The sequence below is a fragment of the Streptomyces sp. NPDC059788 genome (assembly GCF_042732265.1).
GTDB lineage: Bacteria > Actinomycetota > Actinomycetes > Streptomycetales > Streptomycetaceae > Streptomyces.
Genome location: NZ_JBHWHY010000031.1, coordinates 15,028 through 30,653 on the forward strand (window position 1 = coordinate 15,028; position 15,626 = coordinate 30,653).

Sequence of the window (15,626 nt, forward strand, 5' to 3'; positions counted from 1 at the left end):
TCGCATCGGCTTGCACAGCGCCGTCAACGCAGGGCGACCGCCGCGCTCGTCCGTTCGGTGGCGATCTTGACGGCAAAGCCCGCCAGGGCCGTGCCCATCACATAGCGGTGCAGACGCTGCCAGAGCGGGTGTCGGGCGAAGAATCCGGCAACGGAACCGGCCGTCACGATGAAAAACGCGTTGCCCGCGACCCCGACCGCGATCTGGGTCAGCCCCAGCAGCAGCCCCTGCAGGCCGACATGGCCGCGCTCCGGGTCGACGAACTGCGGCAGCAGCGAGATGTAGAGGATTGCCACCTTCGGATTGAGCAGGCAGGTCAGCAAACCCATCAGAAACAGTTTGCGGGGGCTGTCCTGCGCCAACTCCTGGGGTTCGACCGGGGACCTGCCGCCCGGCCGGACAGCCTTCCAGGCCAGCCAGAGCAGATAGCCGGCGCCGGCCAGCTTGACCGCCAGGTAGATTTCCGGCACCAGCGCGAAGACGGTAGCGATACCGGCAGACACCGCGAAGAGGTAAACCAGGAAGCCGAGGGCAACACCGGCCAGCGAGACCAGTCCCGCCCGGCGGCCCTGGGCGATCGAGCGGGAAACCAGGTAAATCATATTCGGACCCGGTGTGAGCACCATGCCCAGCTCCACCACCGCGATCCCCGCTATTGCTCCCAGCCCGATCACAGCATTCCCTCCGTACACACGTTCGCCTGGACGCAACCTAGCAGCCCAACCGACCACGGCATCGCCACCGAAGCGCAGGCCGCCGCCCGGGAACACGCCGCCAGCCGACCGCAGCCACCGCCTCGGCACAGGCCCGCACCCCAGCGTCCTCCGCCGAGCCTCGACGTCACGTCCGCCGCCTCTCAGGGGCCGGGCTGGGGAACCCCGCGCGTGCGGATGGGGCCGGGCACCGGCCTCGGTCCGGTCCGCCTCCGCAGCCAACGCCAGGTGACCACGCCTATTCCACTTGACCAGCGACCACTTTCGGTGGTCGCTCACCAGTCGCGGGTCGCGATCAGCTCTTCTACGTCCACGTCCGTGAACCCGTAGGCCGACGCGACGAACCAGAAGTCCTCAGCGATCCCCTCTCGTGCCACCGTCTCGATGTCGCTGCCGGCTGCTGCGAACTCTGCCTCCAGGAGGTTGAACTCCTCCGTCGCGGCCTGGCTGAGCGCATACAGAGCCGGCAGGTCCGACGGCTGCTCGGCCTCGATCCGCTCACACATGCGCAGAAGTATCGCCTTGCCCTTGTCGACGATGTGATCCGGGAAGTACGCATCCTCGTACAGCTGCCGCAGAAACGCGTGCCCTGATATCTGGTGGTTTGTGATCGGCATAGCACTCCGTACCCGTAGAAGAACCGGCATGCCGATCATGCACGGCACCACTGACAAGGACGTCGCCTCTGGCTGCCAGAGCCGTCGTCATCAGCGATGACGCAGCGGGCCTAGCCGCCGATGAAGGTGACCGTCTCGGCGAGCGGTGCCCGGTCGATGCGGTCGTGGCGGGCCTCGGGAGCCTCGAACCCGAGGGACATGCCGCAGAAAAGGATCAGCTCTGGCGGGGGCGACACGGCTTCCGTGACGGTCCGGCGGTACACCGACCACGCCATCTGGGGGCAGCTGTGCAGCCCCTCGGCTCGGAGCAGCAGCATGACGGTCTGCAGGTACATGCCGAGGTCGGCCCATTGGGCCGGTCCCATGTCGCGGTCGATGTAGCAGAACAGGGCCGCGGGCGCGCCGAAGCAGTCCCAGTTGGCGGCGACGGCCGCGGCACGCGACCGTCTGTCCTCGCGGGGGATTCCGAGCGCGGAGTAGCGCTGTTCCGCGGCGGCGAATCGGCGCTCCCGGTACGGGGACTTCAGTTCGGGCGGGTGCATCCGGTACTCCCGCTCGTCCCCGGAGTCGCCCGCCTCCACCCGCTCGGCGGTGCGCTTCTTCAGCTGCGCCAGCGGCTCACCCGTCAGCACGTAGACGTGCCACGGCTGAAGATTCGAACCGGATGGTGATCGGGCCGCGGCGGACAATATCCGTTCCAGTGTTTCCCGGGGCACGGGCTCTCCTCGGAACCGGCGCACCGCCCGCCGACTCGCCACTGCCTCGTAGACGTCCAAGACAAACCCCCTCGTGCGTCGCCTTCCAGCCCCACCGGCCACCTGGTGCCGGAGTCCTTTACGGTGATGACGTTCGGCGGCGGGGAGATGTGACCGAATGCGCACGACGGCCTCGCCGTCGTGCGGGCGCAGCGGTGTGGTCGTGCCGGACAGCGCACATGGCGACAGGGGAAGTGCCCTTCCGTCATGCGGTCCAGGAGGCAGATCGACACCTGCGATGGCAAGGCCGCGCACTCACGAATCTCGTCTCCGACGGCTGCGGCGGGACACAGCAGGGCTCAGTTCTCGAAGGAGCTACACCAGTGGTTGAATTCTTCGCAATTGGCCACCAAGTCGAGCAGGTGCCATTCCACTTCTCCTGTGGAGGTGGCTCGCAGTTTTTCAGCCGGATCGATGACAGGCCACCAGGGAATGGTGTCGTCCTCCCCGCCGATGGCCTCATCTGCGTCGAGCCGATCGAGAGCCTCCGCCGGAATTGACTCTCTGGCGGCGTACACCACTGGGTAGCCGCCCGCGGGCGGCAGTGTGGGCGGTTCCTCGGGGACGCACCGCCAGACGAGACCGAGGTTGCGTACGAAAACTTCGCCCAAGTACCAGGCGGCTACCGCAGCAAAGGGGCCGTCACGATGGATGTCTGCTTCGCAACAGTCGACGTAACGGCTCTTGAGAGCGTCTTCGAGGTGGCCGACCGAGTCCAGGCTGAAGTCCCATTCGCCGCCCAGGTCCTTGCACCATATGGGAAAGGCAGCGCGCTGGACTGCCAGCCAGGAGTTCAGTCGGGGGTTGTCGGCCCATTGCGGCCCGTCGATGTCATGCAGCATGCGGCAACCCTAGGACAACGTGCATAAGGGGACGGGTGCTGTGCCGAAGGCGAGTTGGTCCGGGCCGGGCGGCATATTCGATGCGCCGAATGAGCAGCTGATGCGAAGCCATCCCATCCGGCCGGCCAGGCCGTCGATGGCCCGGGCAAGGCCGATCAGGGTGTCGTACGGCGGGCGATGCCCTCGCGCGCGGCGTCCTTGTACGCCACGGCGCTCGCGGCGCCGTGCACGGCGTTGCGGGCCGGCAGCGGACGCAGCCGGATGACGGTGTGCATGAGGCATGAGGCATGAGGGCGGTCTTGCGCCGGGCATCGTCGACTGGTCGTTTGAAACCTACGCAGCCAAGGTGAGGGGTGAGGAGGAGCGGGCCTGGCGACCGGGACGGGGCGGTGGTATAGGCACACCAGTTTCATGTGTGAGCAACACGGGGCCCGGACTTTCGTTCTTCAGCAGATGGGTGATCGGTATCCCCGATGATGAGGACCGCCCGAAGTAACGGATCAACGGATCAGGCAATGCGGGGAGTACACACATGGTCATGGAGGACGGCACACAGCAGGTGGAGTACGCCGCGGGGCGGGTGTGGACGGTGCGCCTGGCCCCGTACGGCCGCCCTTCCGCCGGCGCGGTGAGGCTCTCCTGTTCCCGCCCCGCCTGCGACGACCAGCGTTTCCCCGACGGCGCCGTCGCGGGGCGCAAAGCCGCGGTCGGCCACGTCAACCTGCACCTGGCTCGCATCCGGGAGGGCGGCGGGCCGCGTGGCGGGGCGTGGTGCGCCTGCCGCGCCGCCGACTGCGCATGGCACACCCCCAACCCCGATGCCGGACGCCGGAGCGGGACACGGCCGGTGGCGGCGCGGTGCGGCGGCCCGGTGGTCCTGGCGGTGTCCGCGGACCGGGCCGGACGGCTGTGGCGGATCGCCGAGATGTGCGCGCGTTGCGCGGCCGCCACGCCCGGCTGCCGTGTCCTGGACACAGCGCCGGCATCGGCCCCCGGCAGGCCGGCCGCACAGCAGGAGCCTGTAGGCGGCCCGGGGGCGGGCGATATGGCGGCGGTTTTCTCCGACCACGGCCCCTCCCCCACGGTGGATTCGCCCTCCCCAGCCACCGCCAGGCCGGCGACGGTCCCCCCGGCCCGCGCCGCCTCACCACGTGCGGCGCCCCGGAAGACGAAGCGGTGGGGAAAGATCGCGCAGCGGACCGTGCCGCACGATCTGGAACCCGACGTCCTACGGGTCGAGCTCATCGAGCTCGGGGACGCGTTCCGCGCCTACCAGCGGCGTGCCGAGGCCGACCTCGCCCTCCTGGCCGATCTCCACGAACGCAAGGCCCGCGCCTTCGGACTGTGGGCCGACGTGAGCGACGACGACTCCCTGCGCCACGAAGCCCAGCGCGCCGAGCAGGCCGCGCGGACCACCCGCGAGATGCACCAGAACCGCGGCGGCACGGCCGACGGCGGGCCGGCGGTGGAACGGCTGCTGACCCGCGCACAGGCCGGGCACGCCCGCACCGTGCTGGACTACACCGCCGTCCACGCCCCGCACCGGCAGGCCGAGGTGCACCTGACGGTACTCATGCTCGCCCTGCGGGCCGCGCGGGACGGCATCGGCAACGTCACCGGCCAGGACCTCACCGGCTGGCTGCACGACGACGCCGAGCCGGTGCTGGAACGGCTCGTCGCGGCCGACTGGCTGCGCCTGCCCGGCACCGTCGCCGAGGCGCTGGCCTCCCGGCCCGAGGACGCCACCGCGTTCACCGTTCCCGCGCTGCTGCCCGCGCAGCCCCGCCCGTTCGCCTTCGGCAAGATCACCCGCTCACGGCTCTCCGGCTGGGCCCAGAAGGTGCTGGGTGACCGAAAGATCCGCAAGAAGAAACTGGGCGCCCCGACCCGGCTCCTGGCCCTGTACACCGCCGCCCACACCCGCCCCGACGGCCGCCTCGGAAGCGCCGAGGACGACGGCCTGGACCTGGACCGGGCCGCCGCCTTCTGCGCCCTGCACCCCGACCAGATCCCCGAGCACGCCGGGTTGCTGGTCGGCGCCGACTGGCTCACCGAGGCCGACACCACCGCAGGCTGCCTGCGCGGTCGGCTCGCCGAACGGGTCCGGCCGCTGGGCGGACTGCTGTAGAACGGACTTCACCGCATCGCCCGCCGTACGGCGTCGGCTTCCGGGGCCCGCCGACGGGCGGTGTCGGGCGGCCGTGGGCTCGCTTGCGGTACCAGGTACCAGGTACCAGGTACCAGACGACGGTCGCGGCTACGTCGCCCCGGGGCGGCAGGGCTCGGCGGGTCACTCGCAGAGGGCGGTGTCCAGCAGGTGTGCGGCGTTGTGTCGGCCCTGCTCGGTGGGGCCCGGTTCGGCGGTGACGGCGATGGTGGCGGCGCGGCCGTCGTCGGTGGCGGCCGAGTCGGCCGCGTAGCCGCGGAAGTCGCCGTCGTGCCCCCACATCAGGCCTCCGCAGCTCAGCGGCTGGCTCGACAGGCCGAGCCCGAACCGGGTGCCCTTCGGGTACCCGGCGTCGGCCGGGATCGCCACGGTCGTCCGCATCTGGGCGAGTTGCGCGGGCTTGAGCAGCCGGCCGCCCAGCAGGGCGCCGAAGAAGCGGTTCAGGTCGCTCGGGGTGGCGATCAGCGCGCCGCCGGCCCAGGCCGCGGACGGGTCCATCTCGGTGACGTCCAGCAGCGGCGTGCCGGGCTTCAACGAGACGTAGCCATGCGGGTGGGCGTCGCGGATGCCCTGGTCGCCCGCGGCCGGGAAGTAGGTGTGCCGCAGCCCGATGCGGTCGATCACCCGGCGGGTGATCTCCTCGTCCACCGGCCGGCCGGTGACCTGCTCGATGAGCAGTCCGGCCACCAGGTAGTCGGTGCTGCTGTACCGCCAGCCCGTGCCGGGCGGGAATTCTGCCTTGTGCTGGAGGGCGAGGTCGAGCAGGGTGCGGGGCCTGTAGTAGCGGTGGCGGTTGCTGACCAGGTCGTCCATGTACTGGACATAGTCGGGCAGCCCGCTGGTGTGCTGGAGCAGTTGGCGCACCGTGATGCGGCGGCCGTCGATGCCGTCGCCGCGCAGCAGTCTCGGCAGGTAGGTCTCGACCGGGGCGTCCAGCGCGACCTTGCCCTCGCCGACGAGTTGCAGGACGGCGACGGCGGTGAAGGACTTGGTGATGCTCGCGGCCCGTATCTGTCCGTCGACCGGCGCCTTCGCCCCGGTCCGCAGGTCCGCGACGCCTGCGGCAGCGGCACGGGTGCGCCCGTCGCGGCCGGTGGCGGCGGCCAGTGCGGCGGGGTAGCCGTCCTGGTGCACCAGCCGCTCCAGCCCGCGCTGCACCGGGTCGGCGGCTCGGGGTTGCGCGGCGGAAACGGGCAGGGTGCCCGCCAAGACCAGGGCGGTGGCGGCCGACACGGCCGCCACCGTGATCCGACGATGATGAGAGCGTTTCGACATGGTGGGCCCTTCTCGTGTACGCGGCTGGGGCAGCAGGGACCAGCGTGCTGACACGCGGCCCGGTGCACCATCCGGGCAGCCGCAGGAGCCCTACTGAGGCTGTCCCCACGTCAGTTGCGGGCCTGCCTCTGATCCGGAGGTCGGTCAGGGCGGGGTGGGGCGGCGGACCGTGTGGGCGACGGTCCGGTCCTGTACGGCACTCCCCTGCCGTATGAGACGTCGCTCCTTGGTGGAAGTCGCCGATCAAGGGTCCACGGGCAGGCGCGGGTAGGGTCGCCGCTCGCCACGAAGAAGTCTCCGGGCGCCGCATGGCCTGGGTTTCTTCGTGCGATTTCGTATGGGGCCCATACGCCAGGATTCGCCACCCCGGCACGCTCCTGACCAGGCATCGCGTACTCGCCTCGTATGCGCCACGCCGCATACGCCACCGTTCGCCATACTCGTTCGCCAGGGAAATGTCGACTTTTCCCCGCTTCTGTCGAGCGCGGGATTGGCAGAGCACGGAACTCTGGGGTTACCTCAGAGGGGTCAATATTCTGGGGATACCTCAGTGGGGGCATCGGAGCCGGACTTCCCGCGTACGCGTAAGGCCTGGCTTCGGGATGCAGCCCGAAGCCAGGCCCGTGCGCGGGGACAGGGTGGGTCCGGCCGGGTATGCGCCGGCCGGGCTCACTCGCTCCAGCCAACAACCCGGATCACCCTCGTGCGTCAGAGAAAGCGCTCGACGCACCCCGCGATGGCCGTGACCGCCGTGAGGAACAAGGCGGCCAACTGACCCCAGTCAGTCGGCCGCCGACGCTTTCGGCAACGCCTGCCCTGCTCAGCTGATCGCTCCATCTCGTCCGATCTCCGATCTCTCGTCACCCCAATTCAGCGGGGACCCACCTCACTTGGGCAGGCGTACCGGGAGAGACCACATCGGACACCTGGCAACCTACCGGCTCGCCGGACACGCGATGTGCCATCGCCACCCTTCGCCAGGCCCCGCTAGATGAAGCGCTTGGTCGCCCCGCCGTCTCCGGGCGAGGGGACGGGCAAGGGGGCAGGCAGCTGGACGCTTTGTGCCCTCGTCTGGCCGTCCGTGCCCTCCGCTACGGGAGAGCGAGGCGTTCGCCGAGCATCGCCGCGGCTCCGCACCAGCCGGTGTTGACACCAGTCGGTGTCACGCCAGGGAGTGGGCGAGCTCGCGGAAGCGCCGCAGGAGTGGGTCGCTCGTGCGGCGGGTCGGCCACAGCAGGTGGAGGGCTACCTGTGGAGCGTCCCGCAGGGGCAGGTAGGTGACGCGGGCGTGGGTGTGGGCCTGGGCGGCTGAGGTCGTGGTGGAGCCGATGCCGCGGCCGGCGGCGATGATGGCGAGCCATTCGTCGTAGCTGCCGCATTCGACCACCCGCGCGGGCTGCTTCCCCGGCGGCCAGTCACCCGGGCTCGTCGCTCCGCTGACGGTGTTGACGACCAAGGGGTGCGCGGACAACTCCGACCAGTTCAGCTCATCGCCGGCCGTCAGCGGTGATCCGGCGGGAACCGCGGCCAGCCGGTCCTCTTCGAACAGCAGCGTGCCGGTGATTCCGGAGGCGTGGACGTCGCCGCGTACCAGTGCGGCGTCGACATCACCCGAGTGCAGGGCGGCGACGATGTCGTCGCGCCGCAGGAGGGTCACCCTCGCGCCGGTGGCGGTTTCGAACGCGCCCAGCAGGTCGCTGGTCCACGGATCGGGCAGTGCCCACTGGAAGCCGACCCGCAGCCCCGCGTGCCCGCCCGCGGCGGCCAAGGCCGCGTCGAGGTCACGCAGTACACCGCTCAGCCGCTCGAACAGCTCGCCGCCCGTCTCGGTGAGTTCGACGCCGTGCGGTGTACGGTCCAGCAACCGCGTACCGACCGCCTCCTCCAGCTGCTGGACCGTGCGGGACAGAGCCGGCTGAGTGATCAGCAGTTCGCGGCTCGCGGCCGTGAACGTACGCCGTGCCACGACCGTGACGAACGCGCGCAGATGCCGCAGCTCTACCTCCATGACCCGCAGCCTAGGGGAACCCCAGCCGCTATGCCCACCGCGCATAGCGGGACAGTGACCGGCATTTCCCTCGCGCATTGCGGCTTCCTACCGTGGAATTCAAGGGATAACCGACCAGGAGAGGACGGGGATGCGACATGCCGTCGTTCACCGGCTGGATCGTGCGGGACACCGCGGACGGGCCGCGCGCGAAGTTCGAACAGGTCGACACCGAGATGCTGGACGATCTCGACACCAGCGTGCGGGTGCACTACTCCAGCATCAACTACAAGGACGCTCTCGCTCTGCAAGGCCGGCCCGGCGTGGTTCGCCGCCATCCGCTCGTTGCCGGCATCGACGTCACCGGGGAGGTGCTCGCTTCCCGGCACCCCCGTTGGCGGGAAGGTGACATGGTCACCCTGGACGGCGCCGGGCTCGGTGAAGAACTGCACGGCGGGCTCGCCGACCTTGCCGTGGTCAACGGGGACGACCTCGTCCGCGTACCCGATCCGTTCGGCCCGCGGCAGGCCGCGGCGATCGGCACGGCCGGGTTCACCGCGGCCCTCAGCCTCCTCGCGCTCGAACGGCACGGTGTGGGCCCCGAGAACGGCCCGGTGCTGGTGACGGGTGCCGGTGGCGGCGTCGGCTCGATCGCCGTCGCGTTGCTCGCCGGAGCCGGTTACGAGGTGATCGCCGCCACCGGGCGCCCCGACTCGCTCGCCGAACGACTCACGGCCCTGGGAGCCGCCCACATCGTCGACCGGGCGGAGCTCACGTCTCCCGGCAGGCCCCTGGGCAAGCAGCGCTGGGCGGGCGCGGTCGACGCGGCCGGGGGACGTGTCCTCTCCGGTGCCCTGGCCGGCCTTCAGCACTCCGGCGTCGCCACCACCTGCGGGCTCGCCGCGGGCGCCGAGTACCCGGGCAACGTCCTGCCGTTCATTCTGCGCGGCATCTCCCTTGTCGGGATCGACTCGGTCCGCACCCCCGTCAGCCGTCGCGAAGCGGCCTGGCAGTGCCTTGCGCGCCACCTCCGCCCGGCGCTCCTCGACACCGTCACCCGCCTCGTCCCGCTCACGGGCGCCCAGGAAGCGGCAGCCGAACTCCTCGCCGGGAACGGCACCGGCCGCATCGTGGTCGACGCGATCCAGCGGGCCTGAGAACTCCGGCAAGGGAAGGAAGAGGCCGCCGAGGGAGGAAGAGAGGAAGAAGTGAGCACCACACCCAGGAAAGCAGGCGCGTTCGACGAACTCATGGCACTGCGCGACGGTCCCCGACCAGCCGCCGGCGAGGTCACGATCACCGGGTCGGATCCGCTCTTCGCCTCGCCGTTCCGGATCGGCGGGACGCTCGCCGACGCGCTGGCGGCCCGCGCGGTCGCGGCCAACGATCTGTGGCAGCTGCGCACCGGCCGCCGCCAGAGGATCGCGGTCGATGTGCGCGCCGCGGCCGCGACCGCCCTCGGCGGCGAGGACATGACACTCGTCCGCGGTGCCGACGGCGCGTACCGGCCCGCGCCGCTGTCACCCGACGTCGAGCACATGGTCTCGCTCACGCAGCCCTGGCAGACCGCCGACGACCGCTGGTTCCTGCCGCACTTCAATCTTGCGCACCTCGAACGACGGGTACTGGAGGTGCTGCACTGCGATCCCACGCCGGCGTCGGTCCGAGCGGCAGTGCGCAGGTGGAAGGCGGACGACCTCGAAGAGGCCGTCGCCGCCGCCGAGGCCTGCGGCGGGGTCGTACGTATGCCGGAGGAATGGCGGGCGCACCCGCACGGCGTCCACCTCGCTTCGCGCCCGGTCGTGGAGATCACGAAGATCGGCGGCAGCGCCCCCGAGCCCCTGCCCGGCGGTGCTCGCGGCACCGAGCCGCTGTCCGGGGTGCGGGTGCTCGATCTGACCCGGATCCTCGCCGGCCCGACCGCCGCGATCAGTCTGGCCGAGCACGGGGCGGACGTGCTGATGGTGACCGCACCGCAGTTGCCCCAGGTGCCGCCTTTCGTCCGCGACACCAGCCACGGCAAGCGCAGCACCTACCTGGATTACACCAAGGCGGAGGAAGCGGCCCGGCTGCGCGCGCTGGCCGCCGTCGCCGATGTCTTCGTGGAGGGATACCGTCCCCACCACATGGAGGCGCACGGCTACGGCCCCGACGACCTCGCGGAGCTTCGCCCCGGTGTGGTGTACGTGAGCGTCAACTGCTTCGGCTCGGGTGGGCCTTTCGGGGCGCGTGCGGGCTGGGACCAGGTCGCACAGGCCGTCACCGGCACATGCGCCGTCCAGGGAGACGCGACGAACGACGGCCGACCACAGCTGACGCCGGTGTACCTCTGCGACTTCCTCACCGGATTCCTGGCCGGCTACGGTACGCTGCTCGCGCTCGCCCGGCGCGCACGCGAGGGCGGCTCGTACCACGTGCAGGTCTCTCTCTGCCAGTCCGCGACGTTCCTGCAACGCCAGGGTCTGGTGGACGACTTCGCCGGGGCCCCGGGCCGCCTGACCACCGACGAGTTCGAGCGCTACGCCGTAACCGACGACGGCACCGTCTACGGCGATCTCAAAAGCCTCGGCCCCGTCATCCGGATGAGCGAAACCCCGCCGAGCTGGTCGAAGACCACCCCTCGACTCGGCAGTTCCCGACCCGAGTGGCTGCCACGCTGAGAGGAACACGGGGAGGGGTGCTGGGAGGGATGTTGAGAGGGCCTTCCCTCTCTCCTGGAAGTCGTGGTTGGCGGTTCATTCCGCCGTGGCGGACTGCATCACATTGGGCGTGAGAGAAGGCGGCCCCTGAGGCAGGGGCCGCCGCATTACTCCTACCGCTGTACGCGACAGCCCGTCACACTCGGACGCCCGACCATTTCACGGGCCTGGCCAGGGACGAATTGAAGGAAGAGCAGTAGGCGTAGGAAGTGGTTCCCGAAGCCGAGACCGCGCCTCGCGCGGTCCGGCCATTCTTGCACTTGGCCTTTGCGTAGAACGCGCTTCCGGTGCACTTGACGCCTGCCGTGTTGCTGTCATGCCAAACAAGCCGGCCGATGCTGCGCTCGATGGTCCAGCGCCGCGGAATGATCGCGAAGCCGCGGCGGGCGGGCGACGGGCTGGACATCGATGCCGAGCCGGGGGCCGTGATCGCTGGGAGTACCGCGCGGGGTCGGCCTGGCGAGGGGCGCAGGACCACCGACCGCCCCGTCCTGGGAGGAGCCAGGAGGCGGCGGAAGGAAACACGCCTCTGTCGTCACGCTTCCGGCCGACCGGCTCAGCGGTCCCTTTTGCCTTGAGCCAACGGTCAGCCCAAACCCCAACAGGAAGCGGCGGGACAGGACCACATACTCAGTGAGAACCCGTCTTCGAACCTCTGTTGACTTCTCGCGCGCGCCACGAGGGAGAATCTCGTACTCACAGAACCCTCCGCGCGCAGTGGCCCGTCAGCGGTCACGCCAAGAGCTTTCGGGTGCTCCGCGCGCCGTGTCTGTGCGCCTTTGCGGGATGGGCCGGGGGGCGGAGCATAACGGGTACCGGGCGGACCGGAGTTCCCTTCACAGCCGCAGGCGCCGTGTTCCGGCCGAGTTTCTGCTGAGGAGGACCTGCATCGGTGTTAGCGACACTCATCACTGCCGCCGTAGCGATCGTCGCCACCCTGCTGGGTTCAGTCGTCAGCGGCCGTTTTCAGGAGCGCGCCGCGGAGCGCGCGGTGCGCGCCACCCACGATGCGACCCTCCGCCGCGAACAGCTCAGGGCGGTCACGGAGCTGGCCTGTGCGGTCAGCACCCACCGCACGGCGATCTGGAAGCGGGGGGACGCCGTCCTCCAGCGCGCCAGCGACGAGCGGATCGATGAACTGCGCACCACGGGACATGACACTCGCGCCCTGGTCGCCCACCCGCTGACCGCGCTGCGCGTCCTCATCGAGGATCAGGGCGTGCGCGCCGCCGCAGACCGCATGATCGCGCTGACCTACCAGATGCACGGTGCGTGGTCCAGCAGGGACGGACTGACTTCGGCACGCTTGGCCGCGGTGGCCGCGCATGATGCTTTCGTGGACATCGCCGGCCGCTACGTTCGCAGCCCGGTATAGGCGACGCATCGGCTCGATCCGCAAAGCACCGTCCCCACTTTGAACTGGATCTTCGTCTCGTCCAGTACGAGCTGCCGGTCCCCGGCCACCAGTTCCTCGTACCGCTGCATCGGCGCCCACCTGGCACGCACCCAGTTGAGCGTGGGCTGGAAGTCCTTCTCGACCACCTCCCCCGGCTCCGCCTGACGGGGCAGCCCCCACGCGGGAGGACCGCAAGCCCGCCCGGTCACCGCTCACCCTGCCGGTGATCTGGTGACGCCCCTTCGAGCGCAGGAACGGTTTCCCGCCGGATATCACTTGTGAGTGCCGGGGTGCGCAGTGCCTGCTGATGAGGGCGGGCGCGCCTGCCACACCCGTGCGTCACCATGCGTTACGAATGCATACGCAAAGTGATCACGTCTGACCTTTGGTGCAGTCTGCCCACTCGGCGTCAGGCGGGTTATCTCATGGATCGAAAGAGGTAGTCGATGACTGTCGAGACGAGCCCATCAGCGGCCGCGCAGGCGCAGGAACAAGCGCAGGAGCAGCTCAGCCTCAGCACGGCGGCGGCGCGGAACCTCGCGACCACCACCAAGTCCGAACCCCAGATGCAGGGGATCAGCTCGCGGTGGCTGCTGCGGAAGCTGCCGTGGGTCAACGTTCCCGGTGGCTCCTACCGGGTGAACCGGCGCCTGTCGTTCACCGTCGGGGACGGCAAGGTGACGTTCGAGAAGAGCGGGGCCAAGGTGCGTGTCATCCCGGAGGAGCTGGCGGAGCTGCCGCTGCTGCGGGGATTCGACGACCACACGGCATTGGGCGCGCTGGCCGACAAGTTCACTCAAAAAGAGTTCGAACCCGGTCAGATCATCGTGCAGCAGGACCGGAAGGCCGATCACGTCTTCCTCATCGTGCACGGCAGGGTGGACAAGGTCAGACCCGCGAAGTACGAGGGCGAGGCGATCGTGGGCCGGCTGTCGGACGGCGACAGCTTCGGCGGCAACGCGCTGGCGGGGGCGGACGGCAAGTGGGACTTCACGGCCCGCGCAGCCACCGCGGTGACGGTCCTGACGCTGCCGCACAGCGCGTACAAGACGGTTGCCGGCCAGTACGAGGCGTTGCGGTCGCACGTGGACAAGCGCAGCACCGACGCGCGGAAGCCGACGAACAAGACCGGTGAGGCCGCGATCGAGTTCCTGTCCAGCCACCAGGGCGAGCCGACGCTGCCGACCACGTTCGTGGACTACGAACTCGCTCCCCGCGAGTACGAGTTGAGCGTCGCGCAGACGGTGCTGAAGGTGCACAGCCGGATCGCCGACCTCTACAACCAGCCGATGAACCAGACGCAGCAGCAGCTGCGTCTGACCATCGAGGCGCTGCGCGAGCGGCAGGAGAGGGAGCTGGTCACCAACCCGGAATTCGGGCTGCTCCACAACACCGACTTCGACCAGCGCATCCCGGCCCACTCCGGTCCGCCCACCCCGGACGACCTCGACGACCTGCTGAGCATGCGCCGTGGGACCAAGTTCCTCTTCGCCCACCCGCGTGCCATCGCCGCCTTCGGCAAGGAGTGCAACAAGCGCGGCCTCTCCCTCAGCAGCGCCGATGTCGACGGTCACCACATTCCCGCGTGGCGCGGCGTGCCGATCCTCCCGTGCGGCAAGATCCCGGTCTCGGAACACCAGACGTCGTCGATCATCGCCATGCGAACCGGCGAGGACGACCAGGGCGTCGTCGGCCTCTACCAGACCGGCCTGCCCGACGAGGTCGAGCCCGGACTCAACGTCCGGTTCATGGGAATCGACGAGAAGGCGATCATCTCCTACCTCGTCAGCACCTACTACTCCGCCGCCGTTCTCGTCCCGGACGCCATCGGCATTCTCGAAAACGTCGAGGTGCGACCGCGTGACTGAGCGCCCGGTTCGGCGAGTGAAGGAGGGCTGAGACGGTGTCGTCGCTGTCCCGGATGTTCACCGCTCCCGCCACCCATGAGGTCACGGACCAGGTGAGCGCCTCACCGGCCGATCCGGCCGGCCCCGGGGAACGGGAGCCGACCGCCCCGCCGCTTGAGCCGACCGCCCCGCCGTCCGAGCCGACGCCCCCGCGGCCCGGCCCCCCGGAGAAGCAGTCCGCGGCGTGGCTTCCCTGCGGCCCCACCGGCTTGGGCACATCAGCGGCCAGGGCCCTCCTGCCGCCGGCAGCGGACCGGGACGAGTCCGCTCCCTCCCCCACGGCCGGGCCCCGCGCCGGTGACCCGATCCCGGGGCTGTACTGCCCGCCCGCCGTGCCGGCCGACCCGGCCAAGGTCGCCGAGGTGGACCGGCGACTCGAAGCCTGGGCCCATGAACTCGATCTGTTCCCCCCTGAATGGGCGGGGGATTTCGCCGGGTTCCAGGTCGGCCGTGCGGTGGTCCTGCAACACCCGGGCGCCATCAGCCTGGAGCGCCTCGTCGTCGCGGGCAAACTGCTGGTGGCGGAGAACGTCGTCGACGACTGCTACTGCGAGGACTACGGCGGGTCGCCCATCGGCCTGGGCGGCCGGCTCATCATCGCGCAGAGCGCCCTGGACCCCCTGCACACCGCGGACTGCTACCAGCAGCAGTGGAACGAGGGCCTGGGCGCGGACGCTCCGCTGCGTTCCTACGCCGACGCGATGCGGGCCTTCCGGGAGGTCGCCACCCCCAGCCAGGTCACCCGGTTCGTCCACGACATGGCGCGCCTGCACCTGGGGTATCTCGCCGAGGGCGCCTGGGCGCAGACCCATACCACCCCGCCGGTGTGGCGGTACCTGGTGATGCGGCAGTTCAACAACTTCCGCCCCTGCCTGTCCATCGTGGACGCCGTGGACGGCTACGAGATCCCCGAGCCGCTCTACTCCCGCCCTGAGGTCCAACGCGTGACCGCGCTGGCCTGCAACGCCACCACGCTCGTCAACGACCTGTACTCCTTCACCAAGGAGATGGCCGTCGACGAGCACCATCTGAATCTCCCGGTGGTGATCGCCGCCGAGGACGGCAGAGGCCTCAAAGAGGCGTATCTGAAGGCCGTCGACATCCATAACGAGATCATGCACGCCTTCGAGGACGAGTCCTCGGCCCTGGTCGCCGGAAACCCGGTCCTGGCCCGCTACACCACCGGTCTCGCCGCCTGGGTCGCCGGCAACCACGAATGGCACCACACCAACACCTACCGCTACTCCCTGCCGAACTACTGGTGAGAG

13 protein-coding genes are annotated in these 15,626 nt (G+C 69.9%); 7 read left to right on the forward strand and 6 right to left on the reverse strand.

All coding sequences use genetic code 11. The features are described 5' to 3' along the window. Positions 1–23 precede the first annotated feature (23 nt). The 4 genes from ACFV57_RS25805 to ACFV57_RS25820 form a co-directional block, all read right to left on the reverse strand. Positions 24–674, reverse strand: a complete 651-nt coding sequence (locus ACFV57_RS25805; protein WP_385236870.1) for a LysE family translocator — start codon at positions 672–674, stop codon at positions 24–26. A gap of 314 nt (positions 675–988) precedes the next feature. Further along, entirely contained in the window at positions 989–1,330 is a 342-nt protein-coding gene (locus tag ACFV57_RS25810; RefSeq protein WP_385236873.1) for a DUF5713 family protein, read from the reverse strand. A gap of 110 nt (positions 1,331–1,440) precedes the next feature. Then, entirely contained in the window at positions 1,441–2,106 is a 666-nt protein-coding gene (locus ACFV57_RS25815) for a nitroreductase (protein WP_385236876.1), read from the reverse strand. 278 nt (positions 2,107–2,384) lie between these two features. Further along, positions 2,385–2,927 (reverse strand): hypothetical protein, encoded by a 543-nt coding sequence (locus ACFV57_RS25820; protein WP_385236879.1) that lies wholly within the window; start codon positions 2,925–2,927, stop codon positions 2,385–2,387. Positions 2,928–3,465: 538 nt separating this feature from the next. Between ACFV57_RS25820 and ACFV57_RS25825 the strand changes: the two genes are divergently transcribed. Then, complete coding sequence (locus tag ACFV57_RS25825) at positions 3,466–5,055, forward strand: hypothetical protein (protein WP_385236883.1); 1,590 nt, start codon at positions 3,466–3,468, stop codon at positions 5,053–5,055. A gap of 162 nt (positions 5,056–5,217) precedes the next feature. On the opposite strand, the gene ACFV57_RS25830 is transcribed toward ACFV57_RS25825, so the two are convergent. Beyond that, positions 5,218–6,369, reverse strand: coding sequence for a serine hydrolase domain-containing protein (locus ACFV57_RS25830; RefSeq protein ID WP_385236886.1), 1,152 nt, complete (start codon positions 6,367–6,369; stop codon positions 5,218–5,220). 1,162 nt (positions 6,370–7,531) lie between these two features. After that, on the reverse strand, positions 7,532–8,377 hold the full coding sequence (locus ACFV57_RS25835; protein WP_385236889.1) for a LysR family transcriptional regulator: 846 nt from the start codon (positions 8,375–8,377) through the stop codon (positions 7,532–7,534). 137 nt (positions 8,378–8,514) lie between these two features. Between ACFV57_RS25835 and ACFV57_RS25840 the strand changes: the two genes are divergently transcribed. From ACFV57_RS25840 to ACFV57_RS25865, 6 genes are all read left to right on the forward strand, one after another. Continuing rightward, the gene (locus ACFV57_RS25840; RefSeq protein WP_385236892.1) at positions 8,515–9,513 is read left to right on the forward strand and encodes an MDR family oxidoreductase; all 999 of its coding nucleotides are present in this window, start codon (positions 8,515–8,517) and stop codon (positions 9,511–9,513) included. A gap of 51 nt (positions 9,514–9,564) precedes the next feature. Beyond that, positions 9,565–11,016 carry a CoA transferase gene (locus tag ACFV57_RS25845; protein WP_385236895.1) on the forward strand — a complete coding sequence of 484 codons (1,452 nt, stop codon included), beginning with the start codon at positions 9,565–9,567 and terminating at the stop codon, positions 11,014–11,016. A 931-nt stretch (positions 11,017–11,947) separates the two neighbouring features. Next, complete coding sequence (locus tag ACFV57_RS25850) at positions 11,948–12,430, forward strand: hypothetical protein (protein WP_385236898.1); 483 nt, start codon at positions 11,948–11,950, stop codon at positions 12,428–12,430. Between the two features lie 39 nt (positions 12,431–12,469). Then, entirely contained in the window at positions 12,470–12,616 is a 147-nt protein-coding gene (locus ACFV57_RS25855; protein WP_385236900.1) for a hypothetical protein, read from the forward strand. Positions 12,617–12,897: 281 nt separating this feature from the next. Then, a complete protein-coding gene (locus ACFV57_RS25860) occupies positions 12,898–14,319 on the forward strand; it encodes a family 2B encapsulin nanocompartment shell protein (protein ID WP_385236903.1) in 1,422 nt (473 codons plus the stop codon). 35 nt (positions 14,320–14,354) lie between these two features. Continuing rightward, the gene (locus ACFV57_RS25865; protein ID WP_385236905.1) at positions 14,355–15,623 is read left to right on the forward strand and encodes a family 2 encapsulin nanocompartment cargo protein terpene cyclase; all 1,269 of its coding nucleotides are present in this window, start codon (positions 14,355–14,357) and stop codon (positions 15,621–15,623) included. Positions 15,624–15,626 lie beyond the last annotated feature (3 nt).

Excerpts from the sequence above, each read along its gene's own strand:
- ACFV57_RS25810 (WP_385236873.1), bottom strand. The coding sequence starts at position 1,330 with ATGCCGATCACAAACCACCAGATATCAGGGCACGCGTTTCTGCGGCAG.
- ACFV57_RS25820 (WP_385236879.1), bottom strand. The coding sequence starts at position 2,927 with ATGCTGCATGACATCGACGGGCCGCAATGGGCCGACAACCCCCGACTG.
- ACFV57_RS25825 (WP_385236883.1), top strand. The coding sequence starts at position 3,466 with ATGGAGGACGGCACACAGCAGGTGGAGTACGCCGCGGGGCGGGTGTGG.
- ACFV57_RS25830 (WP_385236886.1), bottom strand. The coding sequence starts at position 6,369 with ATGTCGAAACGCTCTCATCATCGTCGGATCACGGTGGCGGCCGTGTCG.
- ACFV57_RS25835 (WP_385236889.1), bottom strand. The coding sequence starts at position 8,377 with ATGGAGGTAGAGCTGCGGCATCTGCGCGCGTTCGTCACGGTCGTGGCA.
- ACFV57_RS25840 (WP_385236892.1), top strand. The coding sequence starts at position 8,515 with ATGCCGTCGTTCACCGGCTGGATCGTGCGGGACACCGCGGACGGGCCG.
- ACFV57_RS25860 (WP_385236903.1), top strand. The coding sequence starts at position 12,898 with ATGACTGTCGAGACGAGCCCATCAGCGGCCGCGCAGGCGCAGGAACAA.